The sequence below is a fragment of the Rhodococcus sp. 852002-51564_SCH6189132-a genome (assembly GCF_001665495.1).
Classification (GTDB): domain Bacteria; phylum Actinomycetota; class Actinomycetes; order Mycobacteriales; family Mycobacteriaceae; genus Rhodococcus; species Rhodococcus pyridinivorans.
This window is the reverse complement of the sequence record NZ_LZMJ01000085.1, coordinates 96,450-116,206: the sequence shown is the minus strand read 5'-3', so window position 1 is coordinate 116,206 and position 19,757 is coordinate 96,450. Positions and strand designations below refer to the sequence as shown.

9 protein-coding genes are annotated in these 19,757 nt (G+C 69.1%); 5 read left to right on the top strand and 4 right to left on the bottom strand.

Going from position 1 to position 19,757, the window contains the following annotated elements; all coding sequences use genetic code 11:
- The first annotated feature begins 87 nt into the window (after positions 1 to 87).
- Complete coding sequence (locus A5767_RS21200) at positions 88 to 543, top strand: hypothetical protein (RefSeq protein WP_231913245.1); 456 nt, start codon at positions 88 to 90, stop codon at positions 541 to 543.
- Positions 537 to 1,196, top strand: coding sequence for a hypothetical protein (locus A5767_RS21195; protein ID WP_064853087.1), 660 nt, complete (start codon positions 537 to 539; stop codon positions 1,194 to 1,196). Before A5767_RS21200 ends, A5767_RS21195 begins: the two co-directional genes overlap by 7 nt.
- A gap of 14 nt (positions 1,197 to 1,210) precedes the next feature.
- On the opposite strand, the gene A5767_RS21190 is transcribed toward A5767_RS21195, so the two are convergent.
- The gene (locus A5767_RS21190; protein ID WP_064853086.1) at positions 1,211 to 3,988 is read right to left on the bottom strand and encodes an FAD-binding and (Fe-S)-binding domain-containing protein; all 2,778 of its coding nucleotides are present in this window, start codon (positions 3,986 to 3,988) and stop codon (positions 1,211 to 1,213) included.
- Positions 3,989 to 4,118: 130 nt separating this feature from the next.
- Here A5767_RS21190 and A5767_RS21185 point away from each other — a divergent pair, with 130 nt between their 5' ends.
- From A5767_RS21185 to A5767_RS21175, 3 genes are read left to right on the top strand one after another with little or no spacing between them, the layout of a single operon-like run.
- The gene (locus tag A5767_RS21185) at positions 4,119 to 7,415 is read left to right on the top strand and encodes an arabinosyltransferase domain-containing protein (protein ID WP_064853085.1); all 3,297 of its coding nucleotides are present in this window, start codon (positions 4,119 to 4,121) and stop codon (positions 7,413 to 7,415) included.
- Between the two features lie 44 nt (positions 7,416 to 7,459).
- Positions 7,460 to 10,768: an arabinosyltransferase domain-containing protein gene (locus A5767_RS21180; RefSeq protein ID WP_064853084.1), complete on the top strand. Its 3,309-nt coding sequence runs from the start codon at positions 7,460 to 7,462 to the stop codon at positions 10,766 to 10,768.
- A 50-nt stretch (positions 10,769 to 10,818) separates the two neighbouring features.
- Positions 10,819 to 11,253 carry a hypothetical protein gene (locus A5767_RS21175; protein ID WP_033097841.1) on the top strand — a complete coding sequence of 145 codons (435 nt, stop codon included), beginning with the start codon at positions 10,819 to 10,821 and terminating at the stop codon, positions 11,251 to 11,253.
- Positions 11,254 to 11,335: 82 nt separating this feature from the next.
- Here A5767_RS21175 and A5767_RS21170 read toward each other — a convergent pair whose 3' ends face one another.
- The 3 genes from A5767_RS21170 to fadD32 are packed head-to-tail and all read right to left on the bottom strand — an operon-like array spanning position 11,336 to position 19,751.
- On the bottom strand, positions 11,336 to 12,877 hold the full coding sequence (locus A5767_RS21170; protein ID WP_039583414.1) for an acyl-CoA carboxylase subunit beta: 1,542 nt from the start codon (positions 12,875 to 12,877) through the stop codon (positions 11,336 to 11,338).
- Between the two features lie 8 nt (positions 12,878 to 12,885).
- Positions 12,886 to 17,808, bottom strand: a complete 4,923-nt coding sequence (gene pks13 / locus A5767_RS21165) for a polyketide synthase Pks13 (protein WP_156665182.1) — start codon at positions 17,806 to 17,808, stop codon at positions 12,886 to 12,888.
- A 53-nt stretch (positions 17,809 to 17,861) separates the two neighbouring features.
- Entirely contained in the window at positions 17,862 to 19,751 is a 1,890-nt protein-coding gene (gene fadD32 / locus A5767_RS21160; RefSeq protein ID WP_006553446.1) for a long-chain-fatty-acid--AMP ligase FadD32, read from the bottom strand.
- Between the last annotated feature and the right edge of the window lie 6 nt (positions 19,752 to 19,757).

Genomic DNA, 19,757 nt, shown 5'->3' with positions numbered 1-19,757 from the left:
AAGCCGCCCGAGGCACCGGATCATCTCCGCCCCACGCTCGAATGGCTCCAGCCCACCGTCCGCGACAAGTACACTAGTGCCCTTTCCATGGTCTTGCTCTTGGTCGTGTATCTCACCGTCCTCAACGGAGACTTCCGCTGGGTCCACTGGTGGATCATGTGGGTCATCATGGCGGTAGGCGCCTGGATGATGTTTCGCGCTACCGCGAACCATTGGACCGCAGCCGGTGCCAGTTGGGTGCAATGGCGCAGCAGCTGGGTCGACACCTACCACCTCACCCGCATCCGCTTTTCCGCAGACGGCTACAGCCGTGTGCTCCGGTTGAAAGACGCCCACGGCAACGAGATCCATTCGTTCAAGATCAGTGAGATCCAACGCAACCCTGATCTGTGGGACCTCGTCTACAACGGCATCCTCCACTCCGTCGCGTCGGGCAACTGCGACATCGACGCCAAAACCCGCCACATCCTGAAGATCCCCTACGAACTCGGGCCACGCCCCACCCGTAGCGAACGCATCAGAGGACGACGCCGCAGATGGTGAACCCCATCGATCTACCACCGATGCCGGATTCGATCACAGGCGAACCCCGCCCACCCCGGGCGCCCCGCATCTACCACGGCACGGAATACACACCGCTCGACCGCAACCCACGGAACCCACCAGATGCACCGGAGCATCTCGGCCCCGTTCTCGAATGGCTCCAGCCCACCGTGCGCGACCGATACATCGGCGCATTCCTCATAGCGGCAATCTTGGTCGTGTACCTCACCGTCATCAATGGAGACTTTCGCTGGATCCACTGGTGGATCATGTGGGTCATCATCCCTGGAAGTTCACTATTGTTGTTCTTCGGCAAGGGAAACCACTGGACTGCAGCCGGTGCCACCTGGGTCCAATGGCACGACAGCTGGGTCGATACCTACCATCTCACTCGCATCCGCTTCTCCGCTGATGGGCCCAGTCGTGTCCTGCGACTGAAAGACGCCCACGGCAACAAAATCCAATCGTTCAAGATCAGCGAGATCCAGCGCAATCCCGACCTGTGGTATCTGGTCTACAACGGCATCCTCCACTCCGTCGCCTTCGGCAACTGCGACATCGACGCCAAAACCCGCCACATCCTGAAGATCCCCTACGAACTCGGGCCGCGCCCCTCCCGAAGCGAGCGCACCAGAGGGCGACGCCGCAGATGATGAGCCCGCCGTACCTACGGCAGTCGTGAGGCCAGCAACTCGGCCAGGTGCATGCCGCGCCGCGTCGTGAGGTCGCCGAGCTGGGTACGGCACGAGTACCCGTCGGCGAGGATCACCGCGTCGTCGGATGCCGCCTCGACCGCCGGCAGCAGTTGGGTTCGCGCGACCGCCACCGACACGTCGTAGTGCCCGCGTTCGACTCCGAAATTCCCGGCCAGACCGCAGCAGCCGGCGAGGCGCTGCACGTCGGCACCCGCGCGTCGCAACAGGGCGGCGTCGGCGCCCCATCCCATGACGGCGTGGTGGTGGCAGTGGGGTTGTGCGACGATCCGTGTGCCGTCCAGCGACGGTGGTTCCCAGTCGGCGAGGAGTTCGGCGAGGGTCGTGGTGCTGTCGGCCACGAGACGCGCGGGTGCGGACCCGAGCAGTTCGACTGCGTCGGAACGCAGGACGGCGGTACACGACGGTTCGAGACCGACGATCGGCATGCCGCTGCGGAAGAGTTCGGCGACGGTGCGGCCCAGGATCTCCCGGGCCTGGTCGAGCTGGCCGGTGGTGATCCACGTCAGGCCGCAGCAGCGGGGTTCGTCGGTGAGGTGCACGCTGTGTCCGGCGGCTTCGAGCACGCGCACGGCGGCAACCCCGGTCTCCGGGGTGAAGTACTCGGTGAAAGTATCGACGAACAGCAGCACCGGATCGCCCGTGCGGGATCGTCGCGAGAGGGTGTCGGCGAACCACTTCCGGAAGGTGCGGGGCGCGAACCTCGGTACACGGCGGCGGCGGTCGAGACCGGCGACGGTCAACCCGAGCGGGGCGACCCCCGGAACACGGACAAGGGCGTTGACGGCGCGTGGCGCACGGGAGGCAATCGCCGCCCACTGCGGCAGCCTGCCGAGACCGTAGTGACTGGTGGGCCGTCGCCGTCCCCGGTAGGTCTGGTGCAGCACTTCGGATTTGAGGGTTGCCATGTCGACCCCGGTCGGACAGTCCGACAGACATCCCTTGCACGACAGGCACAGATCGAGCGCCTCGTGCACCTCCGGCGACTGCCACGACTCGTCGACGAGGTGCCCGTTGAGCATCTCCTGCAGCGCCCGGGCTCGTCCGCGCGTGGAGTCCTTCTCCTCGCGGGTCGCGAGGAAGGACGGGCACATCACCCCGCCGGTGCCGGTATTGTCGGCGCGGCACTTGCCGATCCCGGTACACCGGTGCACTGCCTGCGTGAAGTCGCCGCCGTCCTCGAGATAGCGGAAGGCCAGGCCCTCCCGGATCTTCCCGGCCGCCGGGACGCGCAGGTCGGCGTCGACGGGCCGCGGGTCGACGAGCACGCCGGGGTTGAGGACGTTCTCCGGATCGAAGACCGACTTCACAGCCCCGAACAGTGCGAGCGCGTCGGGTGAGTACATCACGGGCAGCAGTTCGCTCCGGGCACGCCCGTCGCCGTGCTCCCCCGACATCGACCCGCCGTACTCGGCGACGAGTTGAGCTGCCTCGAAAAGGAATTCGCGGAACAGACCCGGAACCTCGAGGGGGATGTCGAGGCGGATGTGGATGCAGCCGTCGGCGAAGTGCCCGTAGGGATAGCCGGTGATGTCGTATCCGGCAAGCAGTTCCTCGAAGTCGCGGAGATAGTCGCCGACGCGGTGGGCAGGGACGGCGGCGTCCTCCCATCCCGCGTGCGCGGGCAGTCCCTTCGGACTTCTCGCCGACAGGCCGGCTCCCTCCTCCCGGATACGCCACAGCGCAGCGGCACGCGCCTGGTCCTCGACGTGCAGGACGTCGGTCGCGGCGGCGGCCTGCGCGAGTGCCTTCGCCCGGCCGCGCACCTCGTCGGCGTCGTCACCGGCCAGTTCGACGAACAGCCAGGCCGCACCCGACGGCAGGGGCGGTACCGCCTGCGGTCCGCGCCGGTGCCGGACGATGTCGACGATCCGCGAGTCGAGCCCTTCGCACGCCGTGGGCCGGAAACCCAGTAGTCCGTGCGCGGCGTTGCCGGCGGCGACGATGTCTGGATAGCCGAGCACGACCATTGTGCGGACGGCAGGGTCGGCGACCAGCTGCACCGTCGCCTCGGTCGTGATCCCGAGTGTGCCCTCGCTACCGACGAACAGCTTCCGAACGTCGAAACCGTTCTCCGGCAACAGATGCTCGAGTGCATAACCCGACACCTGCCGGCCGAAGCGACCGAATTCGGTGCGGATGGTCGCGAGGTCGCGGGCGACGATCTCCCGCAACGGTTCCAGCACCGGATCCTCGCCGGGCAGCGTCAGCGGGTGCCCGGTGCCGGTGAGCACTTCGAGCGCGACGACGTTGTCGGACGTGCGGCCGTAGCCGAGCGCCCGCGCCCCGCACGCGTTGTTACCGATCATCCCGCCGATCGTGCACCGGTTGTGGGTGGACGGATCGGGGCCGAAGCGCAGACCGTGCGGTGCCGCGGCGCGCTGCAGTTCGGCCTGCACGACACCCGGTTGCACCCGCGCGGTCCGGGTCTCTGGGTCGACGGAGAGCACCCGGTTCAGGTGACGCGAGAAGTCGATGACCACGCCAGGCCCGACAGCGTTGCCCGCGAGCGAGGTGCCGGTGCCGCGGGAGGTGAGGGGGACACCTTCCCGGCGGCACACGTCGAGGGTCGTGGCGACGTCGTCGATCGATCGGGCGCGCACCACGGCCTGTGGCGGGACGCGATAGAGAGAAGCGTCGGACGAGTACAGCGCGCGCGTGGTCGAGTCGTCGCAGACCTCCCCGATGCCCGCCGCGCGCAGAGCGCGCCCGATCGGGGTGGAAGTCCTCATAGACAGCGATGCTAGTGGCGGGAGGCATCACTCCGGACGTGGTCGGACAGAACCGCGGAGTACCCGCGAGTGGTGCGAGCGGAGCGGCACGCGCCGGCCCCGTGACGGGACTCGCCTAGCATCGACGCTTGTGCCAGCCGATACCGCTTCGCCCGGGAAAACCGATTCGTCCGACCCGACATCGCGCGTCCGCACAGCTCGGATCGTCGCGATCGTGTCGGGACTGCTCGGGTTCGTGCTGGCTCTGACCCTTCCGTTCCTGCCGGTCCGGCAGGAAACCGGCGAACTGCAATGGCCGCAGAACGGCAGCATCGACAGTGTCGAGGCGCCGCTCGTCACCTACGCCCCGCTCACGCTGCGGGCCAGCGTGCCGTGCGCGGCAGCAGCGCAGCTCGGTTCCGACGGCGGCACCCTCGTCTCGACCATCCCGTCCGGCTCCCCCGACGCCACGGCGGAGGGCCTGGTGATCCGCGCGATACCCGGTGAGGACGGCGCTCCCGGCACCGTCGAGGCCGTCCTGCGCAACTCGGTGCTCGTCTCGGCGCCGCTCGACGAGCCGTGTACGGCCGTGACGGTCGCATCGAACTCCGAACGCACCGCCGCCGAGATCGTGGGCGCCGACCCGCCGGTGGCGATCGAGCTCGAGGGCGACGAGCGGCCGCAGATGGTCGGTGTCTTCAGCGACCTCGGCGGCCCGGCCGGCGCCTTCGAACCCGACGGTGACGACTCCACCGAGCGGTTGTCGGTGCGCGCCGAGCTCGACTCGCGGTTCACCTCGACCCCCACGGTGCTCAAGCTCCTCGCGATGATCGTGTGCGCGCTCGCGACGCTGGTCTCCCTCGTCGCTCTGCATCGACTCGACGGGATCGACGGGCGCCGCGCGCGCCGGTTCCTGCCGGCCCGCTGGTGGCGGTTCACCCTCGTGGACGCGGTGGTCGTGAGCACTCTGCTGCTCTGGCACATCATCGGCGCGAACACCTCGGACGACGGCTACATCCTCAACATGGCGCGGGTGTCCGGCGACGCCGGATACATGGCCAACTACTTCCGCTGGTTCGGTGTGCCCGAGGCGCCGTTCGGCTGGTTCTACGACGTGCTCGTCGTGTTCGCACAGGTCTCGACGTCGAGCGTGTGGATGCGCCTGCCCACGCTCATCGCGGCGATCCTGTGCTGGATGGTCATCAGCCGCGAGGTCATCCCCCGGCTCGGCGTCGCTGTCCGGCACAGCCGGGTGTCGCTGTGGACGGCCGGGCTGGTCTTCCTCGCCTTCTGGCTCCCCTACAACAACGGTCTGCGCCCGGAGCCGATCATCGCGGTCGGTGCGCTGCTGACCTGGTGTTCGATCGAACGCGCGATCGCGACCGGGCGCATGCTGCCCGCCGCGATCGCGGTCCTCATCGCGGCCTTCTCTCTCGCCGCCGGCCCGACCGGCCTGATCGCGGTGGCCGCACTCGTCGCCGGGATGCGCCCGCTGGTGAAGGTTCTTATCGCGCGCCGGCATCTCGTCGGTGTCGTCGCGCCCCTCGCGCCGATCCTGGCGTCGGGCACCGTCGTGCTCATCGCCGTCTTCGCCGACCAGACGCTCGCGTCGGTCCTCGAAGCGACCCGCGTGCGTTCGGCCGTGGGCCCGAACGTGCCGTGGTTCGACGAGCGACTGCGGTGGGACGCACTGCTCACCGTCTCCCCCGACGGTTCGCTGGCCCGCCGGTTCGGCGTGTTCGTGATGCTGTTGTGCCTGGTCGTGTGCGTCATGCTGATCCTGCGCAAGGGCCGCATCCCGGGCACCGCTATCGGACCCTCGCGGCGCATCCTCGGCATCGTCTTCGCGTCGTTGCTGCTCATGATGCTCACGCCGACGAAGTGGACACACCACTTCGGTGTGTACGCGGGCCTGGCCGCGTCGGTGGCTGCGCTCGCCGCGATCGGAGTGGGCTCGGTCGGCATCCGATCGGCCCGCAACCGGGCGCTGTTCACCGCCGGGGTGCTGTTCGTCCTGGCGATGGCCTTCACCGGTTCGAACGGCTGGTGGTACGTCTCGAGCTACGGCATCCCGTGGTGGGACAAGCCGCCGTCGATCTCCGGTTACGCCTTCTCCACGGCACTGCTCGGCCTCACGGTGCTCGCCCTGCTCCTCGCCGCGTGGTTCCACCTGCGCGAGCCGTTCACCACGCCGCGACCCGACCGCAACGGCAGGGTGCGGGCCCTGGCGTCGGCCCCGCTCACGCTGGTCGCGGCGGCGGTGGTGCTGTTCGAGGTGCTGTCGCTGCTCAAGGGCGCGGTCTCGCAGTACCCGGCCTATTCGATCGCCAAGTCGAACGCGGCGGCCCTCACAGGCAACTCCTGCGGACTCGCCGACGAGGTGCTCGTCGAGTCCGAACCGAACGCGACCATGCTTCAGCCCCTCGACGGTGATGCGGGCGAGGCCCTGGGTGCGGGCACGGCCGTCGGTTTCACCCCGAACGGCGTGGCCCTCGACCTCACCGCCGACGCGGAGACCACCACGACCGGTGGCGCCAACACCGTCGACAGCGAGGAGGGCGGCACCACCACATCCACCAGCGCCGGCACCGAGGGCGGTCGCACCAGCGACGAGGGCATCAACGGCAGCACCGTGAAGCTGCCCTTCGGCCTCGACCCGCAGACCACGCCCGTCCTCGGCAGCTACCGCTCCGGCGTGCAGCAGTCCGCCGAACTCGAATCCGGCTGGTACGCGCTGCCGGAGCGCACCGACGAGACACCGCTGCTGGTCGTGACCGCGGCGGGACGCATCCGCTACGTCGACCCCGACGGTGTCATCACCCCCGGTCAGGACGTGCTGCTGGAGTTCGGTTCGTCATCCGGGGACGACGTGACGCCGCTGGCCACGCTCGCCCCGATCGACATCGGCCCGTCGCCGTCCTGGCGCAACCTGCGCGTGCCGAGCGACGCGATCCCGGCCGACGCCGACGCCGTGCGGATCGTCGTCGACGACGGTGACCTCTCCCCCGACCAGTGGGTCGCGGTCACGCCGCCGCGGATGCCGCGCATGCAGACCCTGCAGGAGGTCGTCGGATCCGACGCCCCGGTCCTCATCGACTGGTCGGTGGGTCTCGCCTTCCCGTGCCAGCGACCCTTCGGGCACCGCAACGGTGTCGCCGAGGTCCCCGAGTACCGCATCCTCCCGGACCGGGTCGGGGCCGACGCGACGAACGGCTGGCAGGACGACATCGGCGGCGGACCGCTCGGCTGGATCCCGCTTCTGCTGAACGCCGAGGCCGTCCCCACCTATCTGAACCACGACTGGGATCGCGACTGGGGATCGCTCGAGCAGTACCGTCCGATCGACCCGGATGCCTCCCCCGCGGAGGTCACCACCGACGTGACGACCCGCTCCGGCCTGTGGTCGCCGGGCCGCATCCGTGACGGGGTCCCCGTCCTGCTGGAGTAAGGGCGAGTGCCGTCACACCACGTCGCCGGATACCATCGACTCCCGTGCCCGACGACGTGACGACCTCACCCGCGCCCGCTCCGACCGCCCCCCGGTCGATGGGCGAGGACCTTCGCACTCGGTACCGGACTGCGCGACTCGTCGCCGTCGTCGCCGGGTTGCTCGGCATGATCTTGGCGCTGGCCACACCGTTTCTCCCGGTCCGCGTGACCGAGGCGACGATGTCGTGGCCGCAGGACGCGGCGGCGACCGACGTCGAACTGCCGCTGATGTCGCAGGTCCCCCTCCAGCTCCGCGCCACCGTGCCGTGCAGCGCCGTCGCGGAGATGCCCGGCGACGGCGGGATGCTGCTCGCGACCGCCCCCACCAACGGGCAGGACGCCGCCCTCAACGCGATGTTCGTGCGGGTCGGCGCCGAGAACGTCGACGTGCTCGACCGCAACGTGGTGGTCGCGACCGCGCCGCGCGCCGACGTCGAGTCGGGTGCGTGCAGCGAACTGCAGATCTTCTCCGACTCCGAACGCACCACCGCCGAGTTCGTCGGCCTCTCGGACGAGAACGGCAACCCGCGGTCGGGTGAGCTCACCGGCGACCTGCGGCCGCTCGTCGTGGGCGTGTTCAGCGACCTGCCGACCGCGGTTCCCGGCCTCGACGTCACCGTCGATGTCGATTCCCGGTTCACGTCGTCGCCGACGCTGGTCAAGTCCCTCGCGATGGTCCTCGCGGTGCTGTCGACGGCACTCGCGCTCGGCGCGCTGGCCAAGCTCGACGGCACGGACGGTCGCGGTCACCGCCGCTTCCTGCCGTCCCGCTGGTGGAAGTTCACCGGCGTCGACGTCGTCGTGGTCCTCACGCTCGTCGGCTGGCACTTCTTCGGCGCGAACACCTCGGACGACGGCTACCTGCTGACCATGGCCCGGGCGGCGGAGAACTCCGGCTACATGGCCAACTACTTCCGCTGGTTCGGTGTCCCCGAAGCTCCCTTCGGCTGGTACTACGACGTGCTGGCGGCGTTCGCGAAGATCTCCACGGCCAGCCCATGGATGCGCATCCCGGCACTGATCGCCGGAATCCTGTGCTGGATGGTCATCAGCCGTGAGGTGGTGCCGCGTCTCGGCCGGGCCGTGCGGCACAACCGCATCGCACTGTGGACCGGCGGACTGGTCTTCCTCGCCTTCTGGCTGCCCTACAACAACGGTCTGCGGCCCGAGCCGATCGTCGCGCTCGGTGCGCTGCTGACCTGGTGCTCGATCGAACGCGCCATCGCGACCGGTCGTCTGCTGCCCGCCGCGACGGCGGTGTTCATCGGCGCCTTCACCCTCGCCGCTGCACCGACCGGCCTGATGTGTATCGCCGCGCTCATCGCCGGCATCCGGCCGATGACGCGGATCATCGTGCGCCGCCACCGCGAGGTCGGCACCCTGCCACTGCTCGCCCCGATCGGCGCCGCCGGGATGCTCGTGCTCGTCGTGGTGTTCTCCGACCAGACCCTCGCCGCGGTCCTCGAGGCGACCCGCGTGCGCACCATCATCGGCCCCAACGAGGAGTGGTGGAACGACTTCCTCCGCTACTACTACCTGATGGTGCAGACCGTCGACGGGTCGCTGCCGCGCCGCTTCGCGTTCCTCACGATGCTGCTGTGCCTGTTCACGACGCTGTTCGTGCTGCTGCGCCGCCGCCGGATCCCCGGCGTCGCCGTGAGCCCGACCTGGCGTCTGCTCGGCATCGTCTTCGGCACGATCTTCTTCATGATGTTCAACCCCACGAAGTGGACCCACCACTTCGGGGCGTACGCAGGCATCGCCGGATCGCTCGCGACGGTCACCGCCGTCGTGGTCTCCGCGAGCGCATTGCGGTCGCGGCGCAACCGCACGATTTTCCTCGCCGGAGTGCTGTTCGTCCTGGCGGTGTCGTTCGCCGGCATCAACGGCTGGTGGTACGTCTCGAGCTACGGCGTGCCGTGGTTCGACAAGACCGTCTCGCTGAGCGGCTACCAGTCGAGCTCGCTGTTCCTGGTCCTGTTCGGACTCGCCCTGGTGCTCGTCGCGTGGCAGTACCTCCGCGAGGGCTACGCACCGCCGCCGGAGTCGCCCGAGACGAAGAAGGGCCGGCGGATCCGCGCCCTCGCGGCTGCGCCGCTCACGGTCGTCGCCGCGGTGATGGTGCTGTTCGAGGTGCTGTCGCTGCTCAAGGGCGCGGTGTCGCAATACCCGGCGTACTCGCTCGCTCGCTCCAACATCGGGGCGGTCGCCGGGCAGACCTGCGGTCTCGCGAACGACGTGCTCGTCGAGGCCGACCCCAACGAGGGACGCCTCGCACCGATCATCGACCCCGCCGATCCGCCGGCAAACGACGACCCGCTCGCCGGTGCGGCGCCGCGCGGTTTCACTCCCGACGGCGTGCCGTCCGACCTGACCGCCGACTACGTCGAGGTCAAGCCGGGTCAGGGCAACACCGACAACCAGAGCGTCGGCCCGACCTTCGAGACGGGCGCGGGCGGCGGCACCACGGGTGGTTCCGGTGAGCAGACCGTCAATGGCAGCACCGTGCGTCTGCCCTTCGGGCTCGACCCGTCCGTCACCCCGGTGCTCGGCAGCTACCAGGAGGGTGTGCAGGAACCCGCCGCGCTCACCTCCAGCTGGTACGCCCTTCCCGGGATCACCGACGAGACGCCGCTGGTGATCATCTCCGCGGCCGGTCGCATCTGGTCGTACGACGACACCGGTGCACTGACCTATGGCCAGTCGCTGCTCGTCGAGTACGGCACCCGCCAGGCCGACGGCAGCGTCGAGGCGAAGGGCACCTACCTGCCGCGCGACATCGGCCCCGCACCGTCGTGGCGGAACCTGCGTGTGCCGCTCGCCGACCTGCCCGACGACGTCGACGCCGTCCGCATCGTCGCCAACGACCCCAACCTCACCGGCGACCAGTGGCTGGCGTTCACGCCGCCGCGCGTCCCCACCCTCGAGCGGCTCGACGCCCAGCTCGGTTCCGAGCAGCCGCTCCTGCTGGACTGGGCCGTGGGTCTGCAGTTCCCGTGCCAGCGGCCGTTCGACCACTGGGCCGGTGTGGCCGAGATGCCGAACTACCGGGTCCTCCCCGACCGTCCGCTCGCGGTGTCGTCGACCGACACCTGGCAGTCGGCCGACAACGGTGGCCCGCTCGGCTTCGCGGAGGTCCTGGCGCGACCCGAGCAGGTGCCCACCTACCTCGAGAACGACTGGGGGCGCGACTGGGGTTCGGTGGAGCGGTACGTGCGCTTCTACCCGAATGCGCAGCCGGCCGAACTGACCACCACCGAGGTGACGAGGTCCGGGTTGTGGAAACCCGCGCCGATGCGCGTCTACGAGTGACGGATGAGGCGCGAGTAACGGAAGTGACGCCGACGGGCGACACACATGGCATGACGACCTCGAGAAAGATCGCATTCACGGCAGCCCTGGGCGCGGCGCTCGCGCTCGGTGTGGTCACCGCTCCCGCAGCGTCCGCGGAGCCTGTGGCGGCTACGACCCTGAGCCCTGTGATCGGCGCGGTCGGTGGCACCGGTTCCGCAGGGTGGGGAGGTCTCCTCGTCAACGAGGGCGTGACCGTCGGTGTGGACCCCGAGCGTCCCGGCTTCTCACGATTCGGCAGCAGCTTCCAGTGCCCGTGCCTCGTGAACTGGACGAACGTCACCACCGGACAGCGTGGCACCGTCACCCTGCCGATCTACCCGCCCATCCCCTCCGCAGGATGGGAATACCCCTGGTTCGAGACCGGCTCCGGACGTATCGAGGCGGTCGTGACGACCACCGACATCACCTTCCTGCCGGGCCGGGGTTCCTGGACCGTTCCCTGACCCCCGGCCCGGTGGGGCGGCGTCGGATACACACGACGGGGCCTGTGCACGCACTGGTGCACAGGCCCCGTCGGCAACGGCTCTACAGCGGCAGCAGGTGATGCTTCCGCGGGTTCTTGAACACTTCCTTGTCGCGAAGAAGGTTCAGCGCCTTGCGGATCTCGAGACGGGTGGTCGACGGCTCGATCACCGCGTCGACGTATCCGCGCTCGGCCGCGATGTACGGCGTGGCCACGTGCTCGTTGTAGAAGTTGATGAGCTGCTGGCGCACCGCCGGAGCGTTCTCGCCCGCGGCCTCGATCTGCCGGCGACCGATCACCGCGACAGCCGATTCGGCACCCATCACGGCGATACGCGCGGTGGGCCACGCGAAGTTGATGTCGGCGCCGAGCTGCTTCGACCCCATCACGGCGTAACCGCCGCCGTAGGCCTTGCGGACCACGACGGTCACCTTCGGGACCGACGCCTCGACATATGAGAACAAGAAGCGGCCGCCACGCTTGATGACGCCGATCTTCTCCTGCTCGACACCGGGCAGGAAGCCGGGGGTGTCGACGACGAACACGAGCGGGATGTCGTAGGCGTCGCACACGCGCACGAAGTGCGCGGCCTTGTCGGCAGCAGCCGCATCGAGGGCACCCGACAGGTACAGCGGCTGGTTCGCCACCACGCCCACCGCCCGGCCGTCGACGCGGGCGTAGCCGGTGATGATGTTCGGCGCGGTCTGTGCGCGGACCTCGAGGAACTCGCCGTCGTCGAAGATCTTCAGCAGGATGTCCTGCATGTCGTAGCCGGAGTTGTCGGCGTCGGGCATGAACGTGTCGAGTTCGAGATCGTCGGGCGTGAGCTCCGGTTCGAGACCGGGATTGATGATCGGAGGCTTCTCCTGCGCGTTGGACGGCATGTAGCTCAGGTACTGCCGCACCCACTCGAAAGCGGCCTTCTCATCCGGCGCGACGTGGTGCACGTTGCCGTACTCGGCCTGCTGACGGGCACCGCCGAGCTCCTCGAGGCTCACGTTCTCACCGGTGACCGCCTTGATGACGTCCGGGCCGGTGACGAACATGTGCGAACCCTCGGTGGCGACCACGACGTCGGTGTTGATCGGCGCGTAGACCGCACCACCGGCGCAGTTGCCGACGATCACCGAGATCTGCGGGCACAGACCCGACAGCGGCTCGTGACGCTTGCCGATCTCGCCGTACCAGGCGAGCGAGGTGACGGCGTCCTGCACGCGGGCACCACCGGAGTCGTTGATGCCGACGACGGGGCAACCGATCTTGAGGGCGAAGTCGAGGACCGCGGCGACCTTGCGGCCGAACATCTCACCGACGCTGCCGCCGAAGACGGTCTGGTCGTGGGAGAACACCGCGACGGGGCGGCCGTCGACCGTGCCGTGCCCGACGACGACGGCGTCGCCGTACATCGCATCGTCGCGGCCCGGCATCTTCATCAGCGCGCCGATCTCGACGAAGCTGCCCCTGTCGAGCAGCATGTCGATGCGCTCACGAGCGCTCGGGATGCCCTTCTTCGCGCGCTTGGCGATCGCGAGTTCGCCGGCAGGCTCCTTCGCGATCTCCAGCTTCTCGCGCAACTCGGCCAGCTTCTGTGCCGTGGTGCTCACTTCTTCGTTCAGCTCCTCGAGGCCTCGATGTCGGCCAGCTTGCGGGTCAGGTCTTCCCCCACCTTCGAGATGTACGGCTCGTCGACGATCTGCAGGTGATCGCCGCCGACGTGCACGACCTCGAGATCCGCGACGACCTCGCCCCACCCACCGTCGGGCTGCCGGGTCCCGAAGGCCGGCTCGAGATCGATCGCGTCGTCGTGATACTTGTCGGCCATGTACAGCACGACCTTGCCGTCGTAGGGCAGCAGATCCGCGGTCTGGATGGCGCGGTTGTCGAGCCACGACGTGCGCTGGTGCTCGATGATGCCGCCGGGGATCTGCGCCCCGCTCAGCTCGAGCAGACCCATCAGGATGCCGATCTGCTCCTCGTCGCTGCCGGCCTCGGCCAGCAGGTCGTAGGGCAGCGGCGCGTCGACCCCGTAGGTCTTCTTCGCGAACGCCGAGTAACGCTGCCAGCGCTTGCGGATCTCGTCGGGCGTGTCCTCGACCTTCTCACCGGCCATGACGGTGTCGATGAGGCCGACGAGACGCACGTCCTTGCCCTCCTCGCGGAGCAGACGGGCCACCGCGTAGGCCAGGACACCGCCGAGCGACCAGCCGCACAGCACGTACGGGCCGTTGCCCTGGATCTCCTTGATGAGCGGCAGGTACGCCTGTGCGCGGGTGTCGATCGGGCCCTCGGTGCGCTCGAAACCGAACACCGGGGTGTGCGCGGGCAGGCGGCGCAGCAGGGGCTCGTACGCGACCGTCGAACCACCCGCGGGGTGGAAGACGAAGACCGGCACGGTGTCCGATCCCTCGGCGCGGGGCCGCAGGGTGCGCACGAGTCCGTCGATGCGATCGGCGGATTCGAGATGCTGACGGACGGTCTCGGCGAGCTGCTCGACGGTCGGGGCGGAGAGCACGTCGTCGACGGTGATCTCACCCTCGGCCCGCTCGGTCAGCCGTGCCGCGAGCTTCTCGGCGACATCGCGGTCGAGCTTCGGCAACGGGTTGAAGATGCCCTTGGCCGACTTGCCCGTGACCACGGCCCACGAGGCGAAGGTCAACCGTTCCGCGGCGTCGCGCGGCGGCACGTCGACACCGCTCGACTCCTGCTCGGGCTCGGCCGTCTCGGGCGCGGTCTGTGCTTCGGCTTCGGCTTCGGCTTCGGCTTCGGCGAGAATCTGCTCGGCCTCGCCCACCGCGGTGGTGTCCTCGACCTCGGGAAGATCGTCCTGCTCCGCAGCGGCGGCGCGTTCGGCTGCCTTCTCGGCGGCCTGCTGCTCGGCGAGCTGCGCGACCTCCTCGCGGTTCTCGACGGCGTATCGCAGGTACTTCGCGACGTCGCGCAGGCTCGCGTCCTTGACCGCCGACAGCTGCAGCTGCGGGATGTCGAACTCGTACTCGACGCGGTTCTTGATGCGGACCGCCATGAGCGAGTCGAGGCCCAGCTCGATGAGCGGGATCTCGGCGGGCAGATCCTCGGGCGCATAACCCATGGACTCGGCGACGATCAGCGTCAGGCGGTCGTCGAGGCTCTGCGATCCGTTGGGATCCCACTGGTCGCCGAACGACTCGACGACCTCGGGAAGCTCCTCGGCCTGCGCGGCCGGCTTCGCGGCCACCGCGACGGGCGCGGGCAGCGGCTCACCGGAGGTGACGACACCCTCGTGGACGAGCGTGAAACCGTCGCCGGTGTTCGCGTGCACCTGCAGTGACGCGCCACCCGGGTGCCGGGTGAGCGTCGTGGTGAGGGTGCCGGTCGCGGGGACGTCGGTGTGCGGGATGGACGCGGTGAGCGTGACATCGGACAGCACCTGCGAGGCCGCCGCGACGACCAGCTCGGCCGCATCGGTGACGGCGGATGCCTGCACCTCCCACACGTAGCGGCCGTCGGGCAGTGCGACCCGGGCGCCGGGCGCGCGGCCGTTGCCGGAGGTGCCGATGCTGGCGTCGACCCAGTACGGCTTGCGCAGGAAGGCGGTGCGCGGCAGGTCGGCGTAGTCGCCTTCCGGCAGCAGCGTCCTCAGATCGACGGACTGCCCGTGCACGTACAACTGCGCGAGCGCGGTCAGCACACCGAGGGACTCGTCCTCCTTGCGCTTGAGCGTCTGGATGAACTGGCCGTCCTGCACACCGGCGTCGAAGGCCGTCGCCGCGACCGACATGAGCGTCGCGGGGTTGGCGTTGAGCTCGACGAAGGTGGTGTGCCCGTCGGACAGCGCCTGCCGGATCGCCTGCGTGAAGTACACGCTGTGGCGCATGCCCTTGGTCCAGTACTCGACGTCGTGGATGCCCTCGTGACCTGCACGGTAGAGGGTCTCCTGGTCGACCGACGAGTACAGGTCGACCTTCAGGCGGTGCGGTTCGATGCCGGCGAGCTCGGCCGCGAGCTCGCCGAGGATCGGATCGACCTGCGAGGTGTGGCTCGCGCCCTTGGTCTGCAGGACCCGGGCGAATTTCTCCTCGGCCTCGGCACGCGTGACGATCGCGTTGACCTGCTCCTGCGGGCCACCGATGACGGTGTGCGTCGGCGCCGCGTAGACGCAGACCTCGAGCTGCGGGAAGTCGGGCAGCACGTCGGTGATCTCGGCGGCGCTGTACTCGACGAGCGCCATGAGGCGGATGTCGTCGCCGGTCAGGCCGGATTCGGCCTCACCCATCAGACGCGAACGCGAGCAGATGACGCGCACGGCGTCCTCGAGCGAGAGTCCGCCCGAGATGTAGGCGCCGGCGGCCTCACCCATCGAGTGGCCGACGACCGCGGCGGGCTCGGCACCGTGGTGGCGCAGCAGCGCGGCGAGACCGATCTGGATCGTGAAGATGCCGACCTGCGCCGTCTCGACGTCGTAGTCCTGCGCGTCGTCGAGGAACTTCTCCTTCATGGAGTAGCCCGACTCGTCGTAGATCAGCTCGTCGACCTCGTCGACGGCCGCCGCGAAGACAGGGTTCTCCAGGTACAGCTGCTTGGCCATTTTGCGGTGCTGGGCACCGAAGCCGGAGAGCACCCACACCGCGCCCTTGGAGGCGGGAGCGTCGGCGGTGAACACGCCCTGCGCGGGCTTGCCGGCGGCGACGGCACGCAGACCGGCGATCGCCTCACCGTGGTTGCTCGCCACGACGATCGCGCGGGACCGGCCGTGGTTGCGACGAGCGAGCGTGCGGGCGACGTCGGCGAGCGGCGTCGTGCTGCCCTTCTCGGTCTCGAGCCAGTCGGCGAGATCGGCGGCGGCACGGCGGCGACGCGACGGCATCGCAGCGGAGACGGCGAGCAGGACGGGCAGCTCGCGGGCCTGCTCGGTGGTCTCCGCGGCGGGGATCTCCTCCGGCAGGACCTCGACCTCGGCCTCGGACGCTTCGAGCCCCTCGGGGCCGGTGTACTCGCGCACGACGACGTGCGCGTTCGTGCCACCGAAACCGAAGCCGGATACACCGGCGACGGCGCGACCGGTGTAGCGCGGCCACTTCGCGCCCTCGGGGATGACCTTCAGGTGCGCGCTGTCGAACGGGATGTACGGGTTGGGCGCGGTGTAGTTGAGCGTCGGGGGCAGCTGATCGTTCTGCATCGCGAGAACGACCTTGATGAGACCGGCCGCACCCGCGGCGGACTCGAGGTGACCGAAGTTGGTCTTGGCCGAACCGAGCAGGACCGGCTTGTCGTCCTCGCGGCCACGACCGACGACGCGGCCGAGCGCGTCGGCCTCGATCGGGTCGCCGAGCACCGTGCCGGTGCCGTGCGCCTCGATGTAGTCGACACCGGACGGCAGGATCTGCGCGTCGCGGTAGGCGCGGCGCAGCACGTCGACCTGCGCTTCGGGGTTGGGAGCAGCCAGGCCGTTGGAGCGGCCGTCCTGGTTGACGGCCGAACCGGCGATCACCGCGAGGATGTCGTCGCCGTCGCGCTCGGCGTCCTCGAGACGCTTGAGCACGACGAGACCCCCGCCCTCGGCGCGGATCATGCCGTCGGCGTCGGCGGAGAACGCCTTGATGCGGCCGTCGGGTGCCATGACGCCGAGTTCGTCGAAACCGAGGGTGCCGGCCGGGGCCAGCAGCATGTTGACGCCACCGGCGAGGGCGACGTCGGCTTCGCCGTTACGCAGCGCACGTACGGCCTGGTGCACGGCGACCAGCGACGACGAGCACGCCGTGTCGAGCGTGACCGACGGGCCGTGGAAGTCGTAGAAGTACGACACGCGGTTCGCGATGACCGCGGTGGAGGTGCCGGTGAGCGCGTAGGGATGCGCTGCGGACGGATCGCCGACCGCGAGGAGCATGTAGTCGCTCGCCGAGCTGCCGATGAACACACCGACCGAGCCGCCCTTGAGGTCGCTCGGCGGGATGTGCGCGTGCTCGAGTGCTTCCCAGGTCAGCTCCAGCGCGAGGCGCTGTTGCGGGTCGACCATCTCGACCTCGCGCGGCGACATCGCGAAGAACTCGGCGTCGAAGCCCTTGACGTCGTCGAGGTAGCCGCCCCTGGTGTTGGCGTTGCGGATCGACTCCCACACGGCGGGATCGTTCTCGAACTCCGACCAGCGGCCCTCGGGCAGATCGGAGATGCCGTCGCGTCCGGACGCGAGCAGCTCCCACATCTGTTCGGGGGTGTCGACGTGGCCCGGCAAACGGGTGGACAGACCGACGATGGCGACGTCCTTCGAACCCGCCGCGGCACCGACCGTGTACAGGGCGGAGTCGTCCTCGGCGGGTGCCTCGGGCTCACCTTCGATGATGCGCGTCGCGAGCGACGCGATCGTCGGGTGCTGGTAGGCGATCGTCGCGTTGAGGGTGACACCGAGGAGTTCCTCGATCTCACCCGCCATGGCGACGGCGTCCCGGGAGGACAGCCCGAACTCCTCCATCGGACGATCGTCCGAGATCTGGGAGACCGGCTGCCCGGTCGCGTCGGCGATCCAGTTGCGCAGCCATTCGCGCAGCTGCGCAACCGTCATTTCAGTGTCAGACATCAACCCACCACGCTACCCGGGAAAGAGGACATTCGTTCTTACACGCTGTCCGGGAATGCCTGCTGCTGGTAACCACCACGCAGCGTTCCCTCGACATATGCGGTCTTGCACGCCCGACGCGCGATCTTTCCGCTGGACGTACGGGGAATCGAACCGGCCGGCACGAGCAGCACGTCGCGGGCGGTGACACCGTGCCGGGACGAGATCGCGGCACGTACCGCGTCGGCGATCGGCTGCGGATCGGCCTTGCCGGCGCCGGGGGCGCGCTCGGCGACGATCACGAGCTGCTCCGACGAATCGTCGGCATCGAACTGCAGGCCGGAGGCGTCGTTGTCGAACACCTCGCGCGGCAGCTGGTTGGCCGGCACCGCGAACGCCGCGACGAAGCCGGGACGCAGCGCGGAGCTGGCCTCCTGCGCCGAGAACTCGAGGTCCTGGGGGTAGTGGTTGCGGCCGTCGACGATCACGAGGTCCTTGACGCGACCGGTGATGTAGAGCTCGCCGTCGATGTAGACGCCGTAGTCGCCGGTGCGCAGCCACTTGCTGTCGTCCGGGGTGCCCTCGGCGTGGCTGCCCTCGGCCAGACGCTTGGTGATGCGGTTGTGGAAGGTGTTGTCGGTCTCTTCCTTGCGACCCCAGTAGCCGATGCCCATGTTCTCGCCGTGCAGCCAGATCTCGCCGACCTGCTCATCGGGCATCTCGGTGCCGGTCTCGGCGTCGACGATCGCGGCCCACTGGCTGCGTGCGACGTAACCGCAGGAGACCTGCGGGATGGCGTTCTCGGCATCGGGCTCGACGCGCATGACCCGGCCCGCGTTGAGTGCGGTGCGGTCGACGTAGATGACCTTCGCCTCGTCGCTGTGACGGGTGGAGGAGACGAACAGGGTGGCCTCGGCCATGCCGTAGGACGGCTTGATCGCCGTGCGAGGCAGACCGTAGGGCCCGAATGCCTCGTTGAACTTGCGCATCGACGACGTGGTGACCGGCTCGCTGCCGTTGATCAGGCCGATGACGTTGCTCAGGTCGAGTTCTTCGCCCGGCTTGGGGACCGCGCGTGCCGCAGCGTGCTCGAACGCGAAGTTCGGGGCGGCGGCGAAGGTGCCGGCACCGTCGGAGACGGCGGCAAGCTCGCGGATCCAGCGGCTCGGCCGGGCCACGAAGGCACGCGGGCTCATGATGGTGATGTACTTGCCGCCGACCGCGGGCAGGATCACCGTGAGCAGGCCCATGTCGTGGAACAGCGGCAGCCAGGTCACGCCGCGCGACGACTCGTCGAGCTCGATGGAGTCGGCCATCTGGATGACGTTGGTGAGCACCGAGCGGTGAGTGATCTCGACGCCGGCGGGAACGCGGGTCGAGCCGGAGGTGTACTGCAGGTACGCGATGTCGTCGGTGCCGATGGGCGGCCGGTTCCAGGACTCGGCGACCGAGTCGGGGATGGCGTCGACGGCGATCACGCGGGGACGCTGCGCAGCGGGGAGCGGGCGGAAGAACTGCCGCACGCCGGCCGCGGACGAGGTGGCGGTGAGGATCGCGCTGGGGGTGCAGTCGCCGAGAACGGCGTGCAGGCGATCGGTGTGGCCGGGCTCGTCGGGATCGAACAGCGGCACGGCGATGGTGCCGGCGTAGATCGCGGCGAAGAAGGACACGACGTAGTCGAGGCCCTGCGGAGCGAGGATCGCGACGCGGTCGCCGGGAGCCGTGACCTGTTGCAGGCGCGCGGCGATGGCCTTGATGCGCACGCCGAACTGATCCCAGGTCAGCTCGTGCACCTCGCCGTCGCGTTCCCGCGAGTAGTCGATGTACCGGTAGGCGAGGTCGTCACCGTTTGAAGCGAAGTTCCCCTCGAGGTGATCGAGCAGGGTCTGCCCTTCAGGCAGCCTGATCCGCCCGTTCTCATCGATGAACTCTTCGAACCCGACGCTCAATTCCTT